The following is a 15,294-nucleotide window of genomic DNA, read 5'->3' as shown; positions in this document are numbered from 1 at the left end:
TTTCGATCGACCTGCGACCCTGAATTTAACTTGAGAGCCCCCTTATGTCCTCCGACCCGTCCATCATCCTGGTAGTAGAAGACGATGCCATCGTGCGCATGCTGATCGTCGATGTACTGGAGGAACTGGAGTTCAAGGTCCTTGAGGCCGATGGCAGCGAAAAGGCGCTGGAATTTCTCAACGATGAAGATCAATACATCGATTTGATGATGACCGATGTGGGTTTGCCGGTGATGGACGGCCGAGAACTGGCGACACAGGCGCGGATGCTGCGCCCTGAGCTGCCGATCCTGTTTGCCAGCGGTTATGCCGAGAGCATCGATGTGCCGGCAGGCATGCAGGTGATCGGCAAGCCGTTTTCCATTGATCAGTTGCGGGACAAGGTTAAAGGCATGCTTGCTTAATAATTCACTACCTCCCCTTAGACGCTATTTCTCTCCCAAATAGTTTGCCGTAACAACGGCAAACTTTCGCCGCCCATTAATAACTCTGCTTCACTGGCGCATTCTTGATCATTCAATGCGCCTCGCCGTCTTGTTGAAACAAACCATCACACTACCGACCTTGCTTCTTAATTTCGACCGAAAGAGGATTGCAGCCGACTATCGAATCACGCCAAATAACGGAATATTTATGGCCAGCATTACACCCTCATTTGCACCAATACTTGAACAACTGACAACAGTAAATCGCGCTGAAAAAGAGGATTTCAGTCGTGCATTGGAAATTGTGATCCATGGTGCAGAGGATCATCAGGAAGTTGATCTTTCTAGCGTGCAAATCCCACACCGCAGTGGCTCTTCGTTCGATGACATCTACGACCCGGGAAGAGCGTTACTGGAAAGCCTGGTGAACACCCCAGACTTTTCAATGCTCAGCGAAACCCTCGCGATATTTGACACGGAGTCTCGCCTTCGAGTGAGCGCTCAGGGCGACCTGGAAGTACGTCGCCACACCCCATGGAAAAGTGTGAAAGACGAATTCCGGTACTTTCCCAACCTCGAAAAATCGTTGTCATTGATCGGCGAAGTCGCGGCACTGGCAGGTGGTTATATTTACTTTAATGACCCTGTCAGCGTTGAACAATGGCTGAACTTTCATCAGTTCGACATCCCCAAGACTGTCGGTGAAACAAAAAACCTTGTTGGTTTCTTGCACCTCGACTTGCCCGTACCATCTCCGATTGGTAACTACTGGCATGCTCTCTCCAACGCCGAAAATTCTCCGTTTTCGCTAAGCACCGCTGAACGTGAGCGGGTGTTGGCGCTCACCCATCAGGCGTTCAAGCATCCTCATGAAATACTGGAAGAGCTCGCCCGACCTGTAATTGCAGGCAAACCGATTGAAGAGGTGCAAGCGGGAGCCGATTACTTGCTGGACCAGATTCTGGAGACCGAGCGTGCGATCGAATGGGCGCGCGAATACCATGCCGTCGTTGGCTGGTATGGCAGCCTTGAAGATCAACCTGTGCGTAAAGAACACCTTCAGTCGTTGCTATTGGCAGCGATCATCCTCGGATTTGATTCATCGGCTGGCCAAATACGCAATCAGATTGCGGGCTATGACCTTTATCAGCCTGGCAACGTTGATCGCAGCCCCCTCGAAATACGCGCAGACCTTGAGGACCATCTCCTCCGTTTGAACAAAGGCGCGGGTCTTGCGACGCCGCTGGCATCATTGGTTCTGCTCGCGGGGATCGCGCCTGAATTTACCGTCAGGGACCTCCCCGAATCCTTGCGCCTGGGCACACCGGCCTGGGTCACACTGAGTCAGGCGGTGGCGCTGGCCGAACTCAATGCCCCCGGCTCATCGCGCTTGATGAGTTACGCTCAGTTGCTGGACTTCGCCGCACTTGAGCCTGTGACACCCGAACTCGCACTACTGCACAGCGTTGTGACCGTTAACCCGATTATCAATTGGGCGGCTATTAACGGCGTCGTTTCGCCTGATGCACAGGGCAATTACGTTGAGCCCGTTTTGCAGGAAGCGACCTCTGCTTTCAAACACTATATAGGCGACTTCGACAACGTTATCGGTGCACTGAGCAGTCCTCTTCCCTCGCGGCAGGCGCTAGCGCGCGCTCAGTTGCAGAAAGAGCTTCCAGGGTGCGACTTTCTCGACAAGAAAATCTTTGTACAGGAAGGCAAGGGATTTTATGGCAGTCGGGGATCTTCGTTAATGATGTCCATGGTCGACTTGCACATGTCTGATGAACTGGCAACGGGCGAGTGGGATCGCAGAGGAACGAGTGTCTACACTTCGTTCCCGCAGGTGACAACCTTGTATCCGGTGAGCGAGCTGCTTGAGCCAGCCTTCAATGCTTACTACGAACAACTGGAAACCGGTGTCGTCGCGAACATCAAACTGGCACTGTCGCAGTTGCCTCAACTTGATCGAATTGCACTTCAGGCGGGTGAAATCAGCTTCTATACCCTGCGTAAACCGGTAGCGACCTTGCACAACATGTCGGGCAGCTCGGTCGGCCTGGTGGGCGTCAATACCAAACCAGGGCAACTTAAAGAAACACAGACCGACAAAGACGCCGCCACCTGCCGATACGCAATAGTGCTATGTGCGACTTACCAGGGGCAGCTCAGATGTTATGAACTCTTCACGCTGCGTGGTGAATGTCGAAAAAACCCGGCACTCGGACGCATTCTTGTTGAGTCAGGCACGATCCATTCGCCTTCAAGAGTGGACTTCAAGGGGAGCATGACTGACCCGACTCCAGCGATCAGCCCCCTTTTACTGCCCATCGATTTCAATGCTTACAGCCAAGGTATTGAACCCGTAGCCGGTGTTTCCAGTCGCGCGGTGATTGAAAAACTCGGCGTGTTGCCTGCCCCGTTGCCACTTGCGCTCTCGAGAAGCAGCCCCTACCAGAGTTTTTGCAGTGAGCCATTCAAGGCGATCGCTTCCTTCATCTTCAAACACCGCCCCATGGCCAGTTACGAAGAGTTGTATCGCAACGCCGAAGGTAGAACGGAGCTGGAGCTTGAACGCGAGAAGGCGGAGCGCATTGGCACGTTCATCATCGACCTGGTTGTCCCCTTCAAAAAGTGCATTGAAGACCTCTCATCAGATGACAAAACACGCCAGGCCGAAGGTGCCGTCGGGTGCATCATTGATGGGCTCGCCCTCCTCGGAACGGTGGTCGGTGTCGCCGGGAAGTTTGCCAGTGCTGCCGCCAAAACAGCTTCCCTGACCTCAAGAACTGCTCACTTGGCCAGAATCGGTGCCGTCGCGACGTTCTCTATCTTCAATCCTTTGGACGGAACGCCCCGGTTACTGTTCGGCGGTGCCCGCCTGCTTAAAAAGGGTTTGCTGAGACTAAGTACACAAGGCGCAGCTGCATTGGAGAATGCGACGTTTCAACTGCATCGATTGACGGGCAGCGCGCGATCCTACGACCTTCTCAAGGCAGTGAATCGCAAGGATTTCGGACTCGGCACATGGCGACCGCTCGGCGACGCGGGCGAAGCGGTCCCAATATGGGCAATTCGCGATAGAAACCAGTGGTTCGGTCTTAATCTGCGCACTGGCGAGCCATGGGGGCCGGCCCTGAAGAACTTCCGGATCACCAATGATTTTGTGCAAGTGCCCGGTTTGCATCGGGTCTTGCCTAATAGTTATGCGCGACACGTCATCACCAAGGCGCTGCCCATTGCGTCCAGCAAAATCGACGTTGCAATTGACCTACTGAGTAAGCGAATTCCTGACCGAGACAACACGTTAGTTCTAAAGGCGCTTTTTGGTTCCGACTCTAGAGAGGTGACCGAATGGTATTTGGACGGCCTCAAGGTCATGAAAGACGATCTCAAATCCATCTCGATTAATAATTTCATGGTGGATAGCTCTGGTACGGGTGATGTAATGGCCGGGCTCTATCCTGACAGCTACCGCGCGTGGCAAGCGGCGACGAAGGCCGATCAAGTGCATGAACAATTTATCGTCTTTTATAGCAACATTCTTAATCGTTACTACCGTCACATGAATTACGACGACAGTGGGATTGCTGACATAGTGGTGCATGAAATATCCCATGGCGGGCCGGGCACCCTGGACTTTTTCTACGCAGACAAAAGTTTAGACAAAGCCGTGATGCTGGGTGACATGGAAGTATCCGAATTGCTCAATCTGGCCAAGGGTGGCGAGTACGTCGCTCCCTCCAGCAGATTTGCCGGTAACGATGTCGGGGTACTTCGCAATCCAACCAAGAACGATCTCGTGCCCTTCATCAAAGAGGCACCCGGCGTGCACAACGCCGACTCCCAGGCTTTGGTGACCGCCCTACTGAGTCAATCGGTCACCCATCCTTCAAAGTTCCAAACCAATATCGCCCAACTGCGCACTGCATTGAATCGAAGCGCAAACCAACGCGTTACCGGACCTGTGCGGATAAACCTCAGCACGTTTTCCATAGCCGTGAAGTAAACTCTCGCGCGGCCTGCCCACAACCAGATGGCAGGCCGCCTTTGTATGGCAGAACAATTCCATCGACGTCGTATCGCGATGATCCTGTGCGGCGAGGTATGGTTTAATCGCGCGTCTCTCGCATCACCCTGCCCACCGCCCGAGTCAAGGAAATACCGTTCATGAATCAGCCCCGCGCAACCAAAGTCCTCGTCATTGGTTACGTCTGGCCCGAGCCTCGATCATCGGCCGCCAGTGGGCATGTGATGCAGATTCTGGATACGTTTCTGCAACAAGGCTGGGACATTACTTTCAGCAGCCCGGCCGGCACCGGTGAACATCGGGCTGACCTGACGGCACTGGGCATTCGCGAAGTGCCGATCGAGTTGAACAACAGCAGTTTCGACGACTTCGTCAGCCAACTCGCCCCGGATATCGTGCTGTTTGACCAGTTCATGATGGAAGAGCAGTTCGGCTGGCGTGTAGAGAAGCACTGCCCTGATGCCTTGCGAGTGCTTGAAACGTCGGATCTGCAAAGCCTGCGGCACGCCCGGCATCAGCGTCTCAAGGATCGCTTGAAGGCCAGTGAAGACAACAATGATTTCAGCGACCTGTTCGCACCGGCATTGCGCGAAGAGTTCGAACTGATGGCCGATACCGATCTGGCCAAACGGGAAGTTGCCGCGTTGTATCGTTGCGACTTGAGCCTGATGATCTCTGAAGTGGAAATCGAGTTGCTGGTCGAGCAGTTCAAGATGCCGCGCAACTTGCTGCACTGGTGCCCGTTGATGGTCGAACCGCCGAGCTTGCCGCCGGCCGTGTTTGAAGATCGGTCGCACTTTCTCAGCATCGGTAACTTTCGACATGCGCCGAACTGGGATGCGGTGCTCTGGATGAAAACAGCCATCTGGCCGTTGATCCGCGAACAGCTGCCCAGCGCTCAGTTGCACATCTACGGCGCTTACACGCCGCCCAAGGCCACTGCGCTGCATAACCCGGCCCAGGGTTTCCATGTCATGAACTGGGCGGAAGACGCCTTGCAAGTGATGTCGGCGGCGCGTGTGTGTCTGGCTCCGCTAAGATTCGGCGCCGGCATCAAAGGCAAGATCGTCGACGCCATGCTGTGTGGCACGCCCACCGTCACAACACCTATCGGTGCCGAAGCGATGCATGGCGAACATCCCTGGCCTGGCGCCGTGACCCGGACGGCACGGGAGTTCGCCGATGACGCAGTGCGGCTTTACAAGGATGACGCGCTCTGGGCCGACGCCCAATCCAAGGGGCAGACGTTGCTGACTGATCGTTATCGGCAGTCGGAGCATGGCCCGGCATTGATCGAAAAGTTATTGTACTGCCAACAACATCTCATACAACTTAGAAGCGATAACTTTACCGGCAGCATGTTGCGCCATCACCACCACAAAAGTACGCAATACATGGCGCAGTGGATTGAAGCAAAGAATCGAACCATTTAGACATCACGCACTATTTATACACACTTCACATTGCCACGACTATTGACCACACCAACAACCCACCCTTATAACTAACACACCGGATTAAGGTCTGGCCAACTTATCCGGCACAACCTATTAAACTTATAAATCAATGCAAGGACGCATTAAATGAATAACATTGTTCAAAATAATCTGACACCTAATAACTGGATGTCCGGCACTCCGGCCATTGACACGTTGTCGCTCTGTGAATTGACCCTGCCGGGCACCCATAACGCAGGCAGCGACTGGAAAGCGTCCTGGCCACTGATTCCAGGCCCCCATTGGCTGGCATGTCAGCACCAATCGTTTTATTCCCAGCTGTGCCACGGTTCCCGAGCATTGGATATCCGACTCGTGTTCGACGCCAAGGCACCGGGCCTCGGCAAATTCCGAATGCATCACAACGGCAACCGCAATAATCGCACCTTGGGAAACTTGATAACCGATGTGAGGCAATTTCTTGAGGAGAACCCCGATGAATTTATTATCCTGGATTTCCACGAACTGCAAGGGGATGCGTTTGATTTCACTTTTTTCAACAACATGATGATCCATCTAATGGGTCACCAGATAATCCCCCCTCAAAACCGGTCTCTGAGTCTGCGCCAACTCAAACAAATCAGTTCTGAACAAAGGATTCTGGTCGCGGCGACAGGGCACTGGGAGCTTGATCGAAACGTGTTCCTTGGGCAAATTGAACACAAATGGTCTGGCAGCGGTATCACGAGTGCCGCCGACTTGAAAAAACACATTACGAGTGTGCTGACATACCCGCCAGGCACGTGGGCACCGTGGTCACTGTCCGCGACCAGTTACAGCGCCCTCGGCGGCCCCGTGGATATACATAAAGAGCTTGATGCGTGGTTCGACCCGGAAAAAAGCGATTGGGCGGCAAAGTGCAACATCATCAACGTCGACTTCATTGAAGAATCGCGAATTGTTTCATATTGCCGAACCGCAAACTTGCATAAAGCCAACAAGCGAACCAATTAGTCGGCCCGCCATTAAATGGCTATATATGTGTAACTATTTCCGTGGATGGCAATCCTGTTGCGCACTTCTATGCTGGGTCATGAAAGCCTTTCACGCAGGGCGATCAACACAGATGTGGCTTGCAGCCAGCTCTGATACATAAACTTCGTCGCCCCACGGAGTGGGCACCTCAACGACAAGGAACTGTCATGACCCATAACACAGCAGGTGCGTTAGACAAAAAAATGGATGAGTAACGTCCTGGATATCCATCGACTAAAGCTGACCGAACTTGTCTGGCCCGGCGCCCATAACGCCGGCATGGATAAACAGGTGCCCAATTATGATGTGGTTATCGGCAACTGGACGACGTGTCAAAACGGTTCATTTGCCTGGCAACTGTCCAACGGCGCCCGGGCCTTTGATATCCGCCTGGGCTACACCGAGGGCACAGACCAGTCGATCTTCTATTTTCATCACAACGGATACCAGTCCCATCGAGTCCTCAATGAACTGATGACAGACGTATCAGCGTTCCTTGACCGTAATCCGGATGAGTTCATCGTGCTGGATTTCCACCAACTCGCAGACGGGGCCAAACCTTTTGACTACCAGAAACTCAATGATCTTTTGGTGAGTCGACTCGGACAGCGAGTGATCCCCCCCGACGACTCCACAAAAACCATCGGCGAACTCAAGCGGATCAGTACTCGTCGCCGGGTGGTGTTGGCGGCGCCCGGACGGCGGGAACTGGATGAGGACTACTTCTGGCCGCCCATCCCACACAAGTGGATCAACAAAAGGTTTACCGACACCGAGGATCTGAAAACCCATATTTCCAGCACGCTAGAAGACGGGCCTTACGAAACGTTCCTGTGGTCGTTATCGGCCACCAGCTACGCGTTTCTGGGAGGGCCTCAAGACATCAAAAACCAGATCAATGATTGGTTCAATCCCACCCGGGACTGGGTAACGCGCTGCTGCATCATCAATACCGACTTTTTCGACGAGTCAGAGATCGTTCGTTATTGCTGGACCGCCACCAGCATGAAAGCGGTTTACGGCGACGCCTTGCATGATCGGGCACAGGCCTGAAGCCCGGAGCGTTGCACGCTGGCATTACAGGCCTGGAAAGAGGCATGATCAGGGCGCAATGACAATAAAAAGCGCCCTGACATGACCCGAACCGTTAGAGTCACCGATCCTTCCTACGAACTGATGGACGACCACAACGGGTTGTCGATCATCTATCGCCAGCATGGATTCCCCTGCCCTTTGGTGCGTTGGCATTTCCACAAGGAATACGAACTGCACCTGATCGTCGCCAGTTCCGGCAAGGTGTTCATTGGCGATTACATCGGCAACTTCTACCCGGAAACCCTGTTCCTGACCGGCCCGAATCTGCCCCATAACTGGATCAGCCAGGTGGCCGAAGACGAGGTAGTGCCCAAGCGCGACATGCTGGTCAACTTCACGGATGAATTGTTCGAGAGCGGTCATCAGGTATTCGCGGAACTCAAGACCCTGGCGCCACTGCTGGAGCGCGCTCAGTACGGCATCGAATTTCGTTGCAAGCGCACCATCCGCCAGGCCATGACGTTGATGCAACGCATCGCTGACACTAAAGGCGTCACCCGGCTCGGGCACTTTTTCATTCTGCTGGAGCTGCTCGCGGCTTCTGACGATTTTCAGTTGCTGTCGGGTGCCACCACGCCGCAACTGGCGGATGAACACAACATTGATCGCACCAACCGAGCGGTGGATTACATTTTTGCGCATTACGCCCGGGACCTGCCGCTCGAGGAAGTTGCCGAGCACCTGGGCATGAAGCCTACTTATTTCAGCCGGGTGTTCAAACAGGCTACTGGGCGCTGTTTCATTGAGTTCGTCAATCGCCTGCGCATCAGCAAATCCTGCGAGTTGCTGGCCGATGGCGACAAACCGGTGACCGATGTGTGTTTCGAATCGGGCTTCAACAATATTTCCAACTTCAATCGGCGTTTCCAGCAGCTCAAGGGCATGACGCCTTCGCATTACCGGCGACTGGCGGTGCAGCGGTTGACTGAGCAGAATCTGGGTTAAACACTCAAAAACCTGTACAGAATCAATACGGACATGCGGCAAGAAAGCCGCTATCTGCGCCTCGCACCCAAAACATCAGTGCAAAATAGTATCGGTTTTTGTGCGACGGATGATTTGTCACATCCTCAATTGAAGGCTGTAATCAGTGCACATTCTTCCTGCCTTCGGAAGACACAAAAACAATAACTGTCCTTCTGTCCCCCATCGGGCGCAGAAAAGGAGTGCACGATGCAACCTTCTGTAAAAGCTCTGCTTGCCCTTACCTGCATGACCCTCAGCAGCGTCAGCCTCGGCGCTCAGACCCTGACCATCGCCACCGTCAATAACAGCGACATGATCCGCATGCAAAAGCTCTCGAAGACCTTCGAGGCCGAGCACCCGGACATCAAGCTCAATTGGGTGGTGCTGGAAGAAAACGTCCTGCGCCAACGCCTGACCACTGACATCGCCACTCAGGGCGGGCAGTTCGACGTGCTGACCATTGGCATGTACGAAGCCGCACTCTGGGGTGCCAAGGGCTGGCTGGAGCCGATGAAGGATTTGCCGGCCACCTACGCCCTCGACGATGTCTTCCCTTCGGTGCGTGAAGGCCTTTCGGTCAAGGGCTCGCTCTACGCCCTGCCGTTTTACGCGGAGAGTTCCATCACCTATTACCGCACCGACCTGTTCAAGGACGCCGGGCTGACCATGCCCGAGCACCCGACCTGGACCCAGATCGGCGAATTCGCCAGCAAACTGACCAATAAAGACAAAGAACAGTACGGCATCTGCCTGCGTGGCAAGGCCGGTTGGGGCGAGAACATGGCGCTGATCACCACCGTCGCCAATGCCTATGGGGCGCGCTGGTTTGATGAGCAGTGGAAGCCGGAATTCAGTGGCCCTGAGTGGAAAAACGCCCTGAACTTCTACGTCGAGACGATGAAGAAATCCGGCCCACCAGGAGCTTCCAGCAACGGTTTCAACGAGAACCTGGCGCTGTTCAACAGCGGCAAGTGCGCGATCTGGGTGGACGCCAGCGTTGCCGGTTCCTTCGTCACCGACAAGACCCAAAGCAAGGTCAGCGAGCACGTTGGCTTCACTTATGCGCCGCATGAGACCACGGACAAAGGCTCGGCCTGGCTCTATTCCTGGGCGCTGGCGATTCCGACCAGTTCCAAGGCCAAGGACGCGGCGAAAACCTTCAGTGCCTGGGCCACTTCCAAGGAATACGGCGCACTGGTCGCTGAAAAAGACGGCATTGCCAATGTGCCGCCCGGCACTCGGGCCTCGACCTACAGCGAGGCTTACATGAGCGCCGCGCCGTTTGCCAAGGTGACGCTGGAATCGCTGAAAGCCGCGGACCCGAGCAAACCGACTCTAAAACCGGTGCCCTACATCGGCATCCAGTTGGTGACCATTCCTGAATTCCAGGGCATCGGCACCCAGGTCGGCAAGTCGTTCTCGGCGGCGCTGATCGGCCAGACCACGGTCGACCAGGCGCTTACGGCTGCCCAGCAAACCACCGAACGTGAGATGAAGCGCGCCGGTTATCCCAAGTAGCTAACGGCGCGGCGGGGGCAACGGTTCTGGTTTGTCCGGACACCGAGTGGCCTCCATCGCGGGCAAGCCACGTTCCCACAGGTTTGACGCACTCTATGTAGGAGCGAGGCTTGCCCGCGAAGGCGGTGTTCTAGCCGTTGAAGATGCATCGGATGTACCGGACTCTTCGCGGGCAAGCCTCGCTCCTACCGGTGATCTTCACTTGTCTGTCCTAATCGGTTAAATGCCATGAATATTTCAACTGCCAAAGCTCACATGGACATCCCCCAACCGGTACGTAAAAGCCGGTTGGCCAATCCCAGCTGGTTTCTGGTCAGTCCCTCGGTGGCGTTGTTGCTGCTGTGGATGATCGTGCCGCTGGGCATGACCCTCTACTTTTCGATGATCCGCTACAACCTGCTCAACCCCGGCGAGAACGAGTTCGTCGGGCTGGAGAACTTCACCTACTTCCTGACCGACTCCGGGTTCATGCCCGGCGCCACCAACACCTTGCTGTTGGTGGGCAGCGTGCTGCTGATCAGCGTAGTGCTGGGCGTGCTGATCAGCGCCTTGCTGGAAGCCAGTGAATTTCTCGGTCGCGGTATCGTGCGGGTCATGCTGATCTCGCCATTCTTCATCATGCCCACCGTCGGTGCGCTGATCTGGAAGAACCTCATTTTCCACCCGGTGTCGGGGATTCTCGCCTACGTCTGGAAGCTGTTCGGCGCGCAACCGGTGGACTGGCTGGCGCACTACCCGCTGTTGTCAATCATCATCATTGTCTCCTGGCAATGGCTGCCCTTCGCGATTCTGATCTTGATGACCGCCATGCAGTCCCTCGACCAGGAACAGAAAGAAGCCGCGCGCCTCGACGGGGCGGGGCCGATCGCGATTTTCTGGCACCTGACCCTGCCGCACCTGGCCCGCCCGATTGCGGTGGTGGTGATGATCGAAACCATCTTTCTGCTCTCGGTGTTCGCCGAAATCTTCACCACCACCAACGGCGGTCCCGGTTATGCCTCGACCAACCTCGCGTACCTGATCTACAACCAGGCGCTGGTGCAGTTCGATGTCGGCATGGCGTCCGCCGGAGGCTTGATCGCGGTGGTGATCGCCAACATCGCGGCCATCGTGCTGGTGCGCATGATCGGCAAAAACCTGACAGACAAAGCCTGAGGCCTGCGCCATGACTCTTCAACAATCCCGTCGCCTGCAAAGCCTGCTGCTCGGCACCCTGGCCTGGGCCATCGCGATCCTGATCTTCTTCCCGATCTTCTGGATGGTGCTGACCAGTTTCAAAACCGAAATCGACGCCTTCGCCACGCCGCCGCAGTTCATCTTCACGCCGACGCTGGAGAACTACCTGCACATCAACGAGCGCAGCGATTACTTCAGTTTTGCCTGGAACTCGGTGGTGATTTCGTTCAGCGCCACGGCTCTGAGCCTGCTGATCGCAGTGCCAGCGGCGTACTCGATGGCGTTCTACGAAACCCAACGCACCAAAGGCACGCTGCTGTGGATGCTGTCCACCAAGATGCTGCCGCCGGTGGGCGTGCTGATGCCGATCTACCTGTTGGCCAAGAGCTTCGGCCTGCTCGATACGCGCATCGCGCTGATCGTGATCTACACGCTTATCAACCTGCCGATTGTGGTCTGGATGATTTACACCTACTTCAAGGACATCCCCAAAGACATCCTCGAAGCCGCGCGTCTCGATGGCGCCACGCTGTGGCAGGAAATGGTCCGGGTGCTGCTGCCGATCGCCAAGGGCGGTTTGGCCTCCACCGTTTTGCTGTCGCTGATCCTGTGCTGGAACGAGGCGTTCTGGTCGCTGAACCTGACCTCGTCGAAAGCTGCGCCACTGACTGCGCTGATCGCCTCCTACTCAAGTCCCGAAGGTCTGTTCTGGGCCAAGTTGTCGGCGGTGTCGACCCTGGCCTGCGCGCCGATCCTGATTTTCGGCTGGATCAGCCAGAAACAACTGGTCCGCGGCCTGTCGTTCGGCGCCGTGAAATGAATCCGATCCTTGTAGGAGCCAGGCTTGCCGGCGAAGGCGTCCTTCAAATCGCTTTCGCCGGCAAGCCGTGCTCCTACAAAAGCCCGCCCGGCTCAACTGAATAACAACACGTGGAGGCCCATCATCATGGCCAACCTGAAAATCAAGAATCTGCAAAAAGGCTTCGAAGGCTTTTCCATCATTAAAGGCATCGACCTGGAAGTGAACGACAAGGAATTCGTGGTCTTCGTCGGCCCGTCGGGCTGCGGTAAATCCACGCTACTGCGGTTGATCGCCGGCCTGGAAGAAGTCAGCGGCGGTACCATCGAACTCGATGGCCGCGACATCACCGAAGTCAGCCCAGCCAAGCGTGACCTGGCGATGGTGTTCCAGACCTATGCCCTGTACCCGCACATGACCGTGAAAAAGAACATGTCGTTCGCCCTTGATCTGGCCGGCGTACCGAAGGCTGAAGTTGAGAAGAAAGTCGGCGAAGCGGCGCGCATCCTTGAGCTGGGGCCGATGCTGGAGCGCAAGCCGAAGCAACTGTCTGGCGGCCAGCGTCAACGGGTGGCCATCGGCCGCGCCATCGTGCGCAACCCGAAAATCTTCCTGTTCGACGAACCGCTGTCCAACCTCGACGCCGCGCTTCGCGTGCAAATGCGCCTGGAACTGCTGCGACTGCACAAAGACCTGCAAGCCACGATGATTTACGTGACCCACGACCAGGTCGAAGCGATGACCATGGCCGACAAAGTGGTCGTCCTCAACGGCGGCAAAATCGAGCAAGTCGGCTCGCCGCTGGACTTGTACCACCAGCCGGCCAACCTGTTTGTTGCCGGGTTCCTCGGCACACCAAAAATGGGTTTCCTCAAGGGGAAAGTCACCCGCATCGACAGCCAAAGCTGTGAAGTCCTGCTGGACGCTGGCACCCGCATCACCCTGCCATTGAGCGGCGCCAACCTGAGCGTCGGCGGTGCCGTAACCCTGGGAATCCGTCCGGAACACTTGAACCTGGCACAAACCGGCGACTGCACGCTGCAAGTTACCGCCGACGTCAGCGAACGCCTGGGCAGCGACACCTTCTGCCACGTCGTGACCGCTTCCGGCGAAGCGCTGACCATGCGCGTTCGTGGCGACCTGGCCAGCCGTTATGGCGAAGCCTTGAGCCTGCACCTGGACGCCGACCACTGCCATCTATTCGATGCCGACGGCGTGGCGCTGACCCGCCCGCTGCGTGCAGCGGCCTGATTTAGAGAGCCTTTGATGAAACTCAATAAACAGAACCTCAACCGCCTCGCACCCGAGGTGGTCCTGCCCGCCTACGCGCTGAGCGATACGCGCCAAGGCATTGCACACATCGGCGTCGGCGGTTTTCACCGTGCTCATCAGGCGTATTACACCGACGCGCTGATGAACACCGGCGAAGCCTCGGACTGGGCGATTTGCGGGGTCGGCCTGCGCACCGAAGACCGCCGCGCCCGGGACGATCTGAAAGAGCAGGATTACCTCTTCACCCTGTTCGAACTGGGCGACACCGCTGACACCGAAGTCCGGATCATCGGCGCCATCCGCGACATGCTGCTGGCTGAAGACGGCGCGCAGGTGTTGATCGACAAACTCGCCAGCCCGGAGATCCGCATCGTCTCGTTGACCATCACTGAAGGCGGTTATTGCATCGACGACAGCAACGGCGAGTTCATGGCGCACTTGCCACAAATCCAGCACGACCTGGCCAACCCGAATGCGCCGAAAACCGTGTTCGGCTTTCTCTGCGCCGCGCTCGCCAAACGTCGCGCCGCCGGCACGCCGGCCTTCACCTTGATGTCCTGCGATAACCTGCCGCACAACGGCGCGGTCACCCGTAAGGCGTTACTTGCGTTCGCCGCCCTGCGCGATGCCGATCTGCGGGACTGGATCGCCAGCAATGTCAGTTTTCCGAACGCGATGGTCGACCGCATTACCCCGATGACCAGCACTGAGCATCGGCTGCAACTGGCCGACAAACATGCGCTTGACGATGCCTGGCCGGTAGTCTGCGAACCCTTTGTGCAGTGGGTACTGGAAGACAAGTTCGTCAACGGGCGTCCGGCCTGGGAGAAGGTCGGCGTGCAATTCACCGACGACGTCACGCCGTATGAAGAGATGAAGATCAAACTGCTCAACGGCAGTCATCTGGCCCTGACGTATCTGGGGTTCCTGAAGGGTTATCGCTTCGTGCACGAGACCATGAATGACCCGCTTTTTGTGCGCTACATGCGTGCCTACATGGATCTGGACGTCACCCCGCAACTGTCGCCCGTGCCCGGGATTGATCTGACGGATTACAAGAACACGCTGGTGGCGCGTTTCTCCAATCAGGCGATTGCCGATCAGCTGGAGCGGGTGTGTTCGGACGGTTCGTCGAAGTTTCCCAAGTTCACGGTGCCTACCATTAACCGTTTGATTGCCGATGGCCAGGACACCAGGCGGGCCGCATTGGTGGTGGCAGCCTGGGCTTTGTATTTGAAGGGGGTGGATGAGAACGGGGATGCCTACTCGATTCCCGATCCGCGGGCGACGTTCTGCCAGGCCTTGGTGGCGGATGATGCGTTGATCACCCAGCGTTTGCTGGGGGTAGAGGAGATTTTTGGTACGGCGATTCCCCGTTCGCCGGAGTTTGTGGCGGCGTTTGAATGGTGCTGCAACAGCTTGCGGGAAGTGGGTGTGACGCGGACGTTGGAGCGGGTGTTGGCGTAAGTGCGGCGGTGGATTGACTGCCGTCATCGCGAGCAAGCCTCGCTCCTACAGATCCGGGATCAACCATCTGATCCT

General features: G+C 56.2%; 10 protein-coding genes and 1 pseudogene. All 11 read left to right on the top strand.

Annotation, left to right across the window (positions count from 1 at the left end):
* The first annotated feature begins 44 nt into the window (after positions 1-44).
* The gene (locus ACA051_RS15025) at positions 45-404 is read left to right on the top strand and encodes a response regulator (RefSeq protein ID WP_149660337.1); all 360 of its coding nucleotides are present in this window, start codon (positions 45-47) and stop codon (positions 402-404) included.
* A 115-nt stretch (positions 405-519) separates the two neighbouring features.
* The gene (locus ACA051_RS15020) at positions 520-4,434 is read left to right on the top strand and encodes a M35 family metalloendopeptidase (RefSeq protein WP_497375479.1); all 3,915 of its coding nucleotides are present in this window, start codon (positions 520-522) and stop codon (positions 4,432-4,434) included.
* A 161-nt stretch (positions 4,435-4,595) separates the two neighbouring features.
* Entirely contained in the window at positions 4,596-5,888 is a 1,293-nt protein-coding gene (locus ACA051_RS15015; RefSeq protein ID WP_497375477.1) for a glycosyltransferase, read from the top strand.
* A gap of 150 nt (positions 5,889-6,038) precedes the next feature.
* Positions 6,039-6,905 carry a phosphatidylinositol-specific phospholipase C domain-containing protein gene (locus ACA051_RS15010; RefSeq protein ID WP_497375475.1) on the top strand — a complete coding sequence of 289 codons (867 nt, stop codon included), beginning with the start codon at positions 6,039-6,041 and terminating at the stop codon, positions 6,903-6,905.
* A 188-nt stretch (positions 6,906-7,093) separates the two neighbouring features.
* Positions 7,094-7,979: pseudogene (locus tag ACA051_RS15005) on the top strand (phosphatidylinositol-specific phospholipase C domain-containing protein).
* Between the two features lie 81 nt (positions 7,980-8,060).
* Positions 8,061-8,966 (top strand): helix-turn-helix domain-containing protein, encoded by a 906-nt coding sequence (locus tag ACA051_RS15000; RefSeq protein ID WP_497310482.1) that lies wholly within the window; start codon positions 8,061-8,063, stop codon positions 8,964-8,966.
* Positions 8,967-9,194: 228 nt separating this feature from the next.
* Positions 9,195-10,505 carry an ABC transporter substrate-binding protein gene (locus ACA051_RS14995; protein WP_497310481.1) on the top strand — a complete coding sequence of 437 codons (1,311 nt, stop codon included), beginning with the start codon at positions 9,195-9,197 and terminating at the stop codon, positions 10,503-10,505.
* A gap of 255 nt (positions 10,506-10,760) precedes the next feature.
* On the top strand, positions 10,761-11,660 hold the full coding sequence (locus ACA051_RS14990) for a carbohydrate ABC transporter permease (RefSeq protein ID WP_497375567.1): 900 nt from the start codon (positions 10,761-10,763) through the stop codon (positions 11,658-11,660).
* A 10-nt stretch (positions 11,661-11,670) separates the two neighbouring features.
* A complete protein-coding gene (locus tag ACA051_RS14985; protein ID WP_462010068.1) occupies positions 11,671-12,501 on the top strand; it encodes a carbohydrate ABC transporter permease in 831 nt (276 codons plus the stop codon).
* Positions 12,502-12,627: 126 nt separating this feature from the next.
* Complete coding sequence (locus ACA051_RS14980; protein ID WP_497310479.1) at positions 12,628-13,731, top strand: ABC transporter ATP-binding protein; 1,104 nt, start codon at positions 12,628-12,630, stop codon at positions 13,729-13,731.
* Positions 13,732-13,746: 15 nt separating this feature from the next.
* Positions 13,747-15,219, top strand: coding sequence for a mannitol dehydrogenase family protein (locus ACA051_RS14975; RefSeq protein ID WP_497375473.1), 1,473 nt, complete (start codon positions 13,747-13,749; stop codon positions 15,217-15,219).
* Positions 15,220-15,294: the final 75 nt, after the last annotated feature.

The organism is Pseudomonas sp. LBUM1669 (assembly GCF_059695705.1).
Note: the sequence above shows the minus strand (reverse complement) of the source record. Positions and strands in the feature narration are given on the sequence as shown.